The organism is Effusibacillus pohliae DSM 22757, assembly GCF_000376225.1.
Classification (GTDB): Bacteria; Bacillota; Bacilli; order Tumebacillales; family Effusibacillaceae; genus Effusibacillus; species Effusibacillus pohliae.
Genome location: NZ_AQXL01000055.1, coordinates 1 through 5494, shown reverse-complemented (window position 1 = coordinate 5494; position 5494 = coordinate 1). Strand labels below are relative to the sequence as shown.

Sequence of the window (5494 nt, the reverse complement as noted above, 5' to 3'; positions counted from 1 at the left end):
CGGGAGTGGTTCCGGCTTCTCATCCACATGTCCGACCACGGGATTGAGTTTTACACAGGATATCCACAGGATCGTTTCACAGGTGTGGAAAAAGCGCTTGAGGCGGCCTATCCGGAGTGCGAACGGCACCCGGTTTCACATCAAGAAGTCCCCCTGCCCAATCCCAAAGGCGGATACGGAGGATATTTTTTGTTGCGAGAAAAGGGAGAGCGGGAAGGGCTTCCCTTACGAGCCTTCGATGCTCGCCGAGACGAATGGGGCGACGTTCTACTCTTCCTGGAACCGGGGACGTGGATCGATCTGGTCTTTTCTCCTGCCTCTCCTGCAGAGCTGAAACGGCTGGTGAAGCGGGCCAGTCGAGCGATTCGGCCGGATCCCCGGACGCCGGCGAGTGGCTGGTCTGCTGTGGCGGAAATTGGTCTGGAGGCCCTGCGTGAATTTGATCCGAGGCGGGCCGGATCTAAAAAAAGAAAACCGCCGGCACTCAAACCACCAAGCTTGAGTGAATTGGACCCTGACGAGGCGGCGCGGTATCGCAGCCTGATGGACCGCTTTACCGGTCGGGAGCGGGCGTTTGATGTGATGCTTTCGGTCTGGTCGGAGCATCCGCATGCGTCGAGTGTTGTTCAGAGCCTGGCGACCCGGTTGGAAACAATGATGACCAACCAGAACGGCATCCGCCTGCGCAGGACGCGCCGGTGTCCCATCTCCCGGATCGCGCCGGTGCCCTTTCCGACGCAGACGATGATCTGGACGGCACCGGAACTCGCGAACATCTTCCACCTACCGGATGGGCAACATCGGGTGATGGAGAGGATTCCGCACTTGGAGCGGGGACAACGCAGTTTGCGTAAAGATGAGTTGACCGAAGGAGTGGCCGTTGGATACCTGAAGCATCCGCTTCAGCAAGGAAGACCGGTTTCGATCCCCTTTGAACAGTTCACCAAACACTTTGTCTTGACCGGGATGACCGGCGCCGGAAAGTCGTCCACGGCCGTCATGATGATCCAGTCCTTGTTGGACCGGTGGATTGCCGATCCGGAACACGCTCCGGGTTTCTCATACTTCGACCCGGCCCGTGAAACCGTGGCGACCATTCTGACGCGGCTGCTGAAAGCGGAGTTGGATGGTGCTAAGATCCCATGGGAGAAAGTGCACTATGTGTATCTCGGGCCGACCGACTATCCTTTGGGTCTGAACTTGCTTCACCATGAGCAGGGCGAAAACATCGACGCGGTTGCCAAAGAAGTCCTGCACCTGCTCAAATATGCCTATGCCGGGGATACGCCGCGGATGGACCGGTTGGTTGAGAACGCGCTGCTGACACTCCTTGAAGACCGGAAACCCCATACGATTCTGGGAATTGTCCCGGTTCTCACGGACGAAGACTGGCGAAACCGTATCCTCCCATTCGTGAGGGACCCGATCGTTCGTCAGTTCTGGGAACGCGAGGTAGACAGCGCCTCGATCGACCCGATCCTGAACCGGCTGTCGCCGCTCTTGACCAATCGGACCATGCGACGCATGTTCGGGCAAAAGAAGTGGAGTCTGGATCTTCGGCGCTATATGGACGAGGGGCATATTTTTCTTTGGGACCTGTTGAACGTCTCCAAAGAGAATGTGAAGCTCGCTGTTGGCCATATCATCACCCAGTACCATCAGACGGCAAAAACTCGTAGCAGCGGCGCGAAAGTTCATATCCTGGCCGTTGATGAGGCCCATCTCGTCCAAATTCCTGTGATGACCAAAATCATCGCGGAAGACCGAAAGTTTGGGCTGTGTCTCGGGCTGATCACCCAATACATCGGGCAATTCAATGACTTGCTCGTTGACGCGATCACCGAGAACGTGGGAACGATCCTGACCTGCACACAGGGTATGAAGTCGGCTGCAGCCGTCAGCGTCATGACTGCCGGCGCCTTCGACAAAGAGTTCCTCCAGCGGCTGCCGGAACGGGTGGTTGCAGTTTACACCAAGACCAAAAACGAAAGTGGCCGCAGCGAGATCACGACGTTTACAGTTGAATCAGATCCGCCGTACATGTACAAGCCCAATGGAGAGATTGCGGACCACCGGCGGGAAAAAGAAGTTCAGGAAGCGATCCAGTGGGCTTTGTCGAAGGGGATGGAATTGCAGGCCAGGGACGGGACACCGGCCGAAGTGGTCGATCGGGAAATTGAGGAGTATCTGAGTAAAGGAGGAACCCTGTTGCAGGAAGTCCGGAGTTACAGCCACAGCGAAAGGAAAGGATCTAACTTCGAGGAGTATTAAACGATTTAAGGGCGATTGGGTGAGCTTTTGTATAGGGCAGAATCTCGTGAAAGGAGACAAAGAGATGATTTTCCGCTGGCTGGATCACCCGTCATTCCATCGGGATGAGCAACTGATCGCGATTTTGTATGATCTGGGGATGGCGACGAAAAAACAGTTATTAGCGATTACGGGGTGGCATCCCCGCACACTGAAAGAAAGATTAAAGCAGATTCGCAAAAGAGGAAACACTTTAGAGGAGAAAGATCTTTGGCTCAAAACGTTTACAATCCCCGGACAAGTCCGGGATGTGGCGTACTCGCTTGGCCGACTCGGAATGGAATATGCCCAGGAGATGGCCCTGCAAATCCACCGTGTGAAGGAGGCGCCGCAGGCCCAAGTCGCTCATTATCTCGGGATTAATGACATCCTAGTACGGCTGTTGGTACATGGATATGCGAGAGAAAGGATTGCTTGGCTTACTTCGACAGAAGCAACCGATGTTCTCTTACGGTACTGGGAAAGGGAAGTTGATCGGAAGATAGATCGCCGTGACTTAATACGGCCCGACGCACGACTAATTTTAGACGACACCCGCCGGTTTTGGATTGAGTACGACAACAACACGGAAAACCCCAGGCAGTTGGAGCGCAAGTTTCACAACTATGTCAACACGTTGATGCCAATCGGCGAGACCAGTCCTGTTGTCTGGGTGGCACTCACCCAAAACAGACGAGATTACCTCAAAGCCAATTGGAATGCGTTTGTTGAGTTGTTCTACAGAGATAAGCAAACCCCTCAGATGTATTTTTTTACGCCAGGAGAAGAAACGAAATTTTTCCTATCCGAATAGTGGGTATAGATTATCTATACCCACTCAATTAACACCGCTCATATGTCCTTACGCATGTCCGTTTATATGTCCTTTCGCATGTCCTGCCACATCGTAAAATCCTTATTATTACAAGCATTTCTCAATCGACTTGGTTCGTCTTATACGAACCTATAACATCGCCTTTATCTGATCCAAAGGAGGATCCAGGAGTTTGGAACGTTTTATCTGTTTTCCCTGAAGCGACTTACAGTCTAGCAGTTTTCTGATCGTAACCTCCTCATATGGCTTTGTTTCAGGACCTAACAATTCTGCTCACTCCATCCTGATAGAAAAATTCCTTGTGATCTTATGGGCTTCCTTACAAGTGGCAAATGAGAAGTAGAACTACGCTTTCGTAGTGGGTTTATTCGAGTTTTATGAATGCACGACTTACTTTACCCCTGTATACCAACTCATTTTAAATCCTCCGCTACTTTCGTTTGACGGTCTGAATTCCAGCTTCTAACGCTTCTTCCATCGAATCATACGTTTCTTCGGATCTCCGAGCCGCTGCAGTACCAAGCCCAACTCCATAAATGTGATACTCCCACTTCCCGGGTGAATATTCGTTTGCAAATACCCGATACCCATCGATGATAGCCTCAAATGGACGGTATTTTGATCGCAACATTTCCAACTCCTTTTTTCGATTTAAGATGTCCTCTTTTAAAAACAAGGAGAACCTTGGTTCTTTCTTCAATGGTGTGAGTTTCCCGTTTTTAACCGACTGATGGACCGCCTGTAGAGAAACCCCCAGGAGATTTGCAACCTCATGGGGGCTCAGCAAGTTCTCCTGTGCCCAGCGCACAAAATCCTCTTTCGTCTCGAACTGCAGAAACAAAGCTGTCACCTCCGGAGTTTCTGGACTAGAGCACGAGCGGTCGCAATGATGCTCAAGGCCGCTGCCGCAATCAGCACGATATGGAACCAGGCAGGCAGTTGTCGGTCTGCTACCAACAGGATGACGATCGCGACGAGCCAGCCAAAATCGGCAAAAATTCTTATCAGCATAATCTTACCCTCCCTTGTGATATAATGGAGGTAAGATCCAAGGGGAGGGGGAAGCTCCCCCTGGTCTTACCGGGCCTTACCTTAGCGTTGGTCGCGCTGGCGGGTAAGGTCTTTCCATTTTTCGTAGACTTCGAGGCCGGTCTTAATGATTTGGAGCACCAGCAAGATAGCCCCGAGAGTCGAAAGCAACCAGCTCAATTTCACCACCCCCTTTGATTTTTCATTTTACCAAACCTATTTAAACATATCAATAGGTAAATGGAAAAATTGGTCTACGAATCAGCAGGAATTCATCACTGAAATATGGAAGCCATATCCACGTAACAAATTTTATGGAGCGTGGCATATGGAACCAGGGTTCGCAATCAGGCTGGGATTCATTGATCTAAGAGATACCCGTTCAGACACGGAGGCTTATCAAAAAGCGGTGGCTGAGATCGAGAAGCTGAAAGCGAACGGGATCAAAATCGAACGGTTTGAGATCGATGTAAAACATAGGTACGCCATTTGGATGGCGTGATTCTCTGACTTCGGATAAGGGCTCTTTTTGTTCCCTGAGCGCTGAGTATCTGTTATGATTTCTCCGAGGAGGATGTTTGATGAGCAATCGTTTGAAAATCATGGCTATGACTAGTGCAATCGCATTGTTTTTCCCTGGCTGCGCGCCGGCGGATCACGCAGTTTCTGCTGATCGTTCGAAGAGTGATCAGACAAGAGTTGAATATGCGTTCACGCAGGCGGGCCAACACCCGGAGGCGCTTCTGAAAAGCGTGATCGACTCAGCGAAATCGTCGCTCGATATTGCGATTTATTCGATTACGAAAGACGACATTCGCGATGCGATTATTGCGGCAAAGAAACGCGGCGTAAAAGTGCGCATGATCACTGATCACCAGGAAGCGCAAGGAAAGTATCAGGCAGAAGATTTGAAGCGGCTGCGTGAAGCAGGAATTCCGATCAAAGAGAACACCCACTCGGGCCTGATGCATCTCAAGGTCACCATCGCGGACCAATCGTTGGTCACGACGGGATCGTACAACTACACGGTTGCAGCCTCGACCACCAACGATGAGGTTCTTGTGGTACTGAGGGATCCTGAGATCGCCAAGGATTGGGAAAAGCAGTTTGATCGGATGTGGAATGATACGAAGAATTTTACGGATTTGAAATAAACAAAACCGCCTAATCAGGCGGTGTCCTCGTTATATTGATATCTCTTTTATACACTCCGGCCCATCATTCTTCACGTTCTGTTACCGCTCACGCTATTTGGCGGCGAGTGAGCGTTTTTTTGTCATGTTCAATGTCGGAGGATTCTTCGGATGATTGTCGTATCATGATCCGTATCGTAACGACAAT

The 5494-nt window shown here is 50.9% G+C and carries 6 protein-coding genes; 4 read left to right on the top strand and 2 right to left on the bottom strand.

The genetic code is table 11. From position 1 onward, the window contains the following. Positions 1–2271, top strand: a 2271-nt coding sequence (locus C230_RS0100935; protein ID WP_245533938.1) for an ATP-binding protein, incomplete at its 5' end; no start/stop codon positions are given. A 64-nt stretch (positions 2272–2335) separates the two neighbouring features. Next, positions 2336–3103, top strand: coding sequence for a replication-relaxation family protein (locus C230_RS0100930; protein WP_018130207.1), 768 nt, complete (start codon positions 2336–2338; stop codon positions 3101–3103). Between the two features lie 451 nt (positions 3104–3554). Here the strand turns inward: C230_RS0100930 and C230_RS21110 are convergent, their stop codons facing one another. Continuing rightward, positions 3555–3965, bottom strand: a complete 411-nt coding sequence (locus tag C230_RS21110; RefSeq protein WP_018130206.1) for a MerR family transcriptional regulator — start codon at positions 3963–3965, stop codon at positions 3555–3557. Positions 3966–3970: 5 nt separating this feature from the next. Continuing rightward, a complete protein-coding gene (locus tag C230_RS22195; RefSeq protein ID WP_018130205.1) occupies positions 3971–4135 on the bottom strand; it encodes a hypothetical protein in 165 nt (54 codons plus the stop codon). A 346-nt stretch (positions 4136–4481) separates the two neighbouring features. Between C230_RS22195 and C230_RS22190 the strand changes: the two genes are divergently transcribed. After that, positions 4482–4655, top strand: coding sequence for a hypothetical protein (locus C230_RS22190; protein ID WP_018130203.1), 174 nt, complete (start codon positions 4482–4484; stop codon positions 4653–4655). 79 nt (positions 4656–4734) lie between these two features. Then, a complete protein-coding gene (locus C230_RS18975) occupies positions 4735–5307 on the top strand; it encodes a phospholipase D family nuclease (RefSeq protein ID WP_018130202.1) in 573 nt (190 codons plus the stop codon). Positions 5308–5494: the final 187 nt, after the last annotated feature.

Bases quoted from the DNA above. Each gene is read 5' to 3' on its own strand.
- C230_RS18975 (WP_018130202.1), top strand. From the start codon at position 4,735: ATGAGCAATCGTTTGAAAATCATGGCTATGACTAGTGCAATCGCATTG.
- C230_RS0100930 (WP_018130207.1), top strand. From the start codon at position 2,336: ATGATTTTCCGCTGGCTGGATCACCCGTCATTCCATCGGGATGAGCAA.
- C230_RS22190 (WP_018130203.1), top strand. From the start codon at position 4,482: ATGGAACCAGGGTTCGCAATCAGGCTGGGATTCATTGATCTAAGAGAT.
- C230_RS22195 (WP_018130205.1), bottom strand. From the start codon at position 4,135: ATGCTGATAAGAATTTTTGCCGATTTTGGCTGGCTCGTCGCGATCGTC.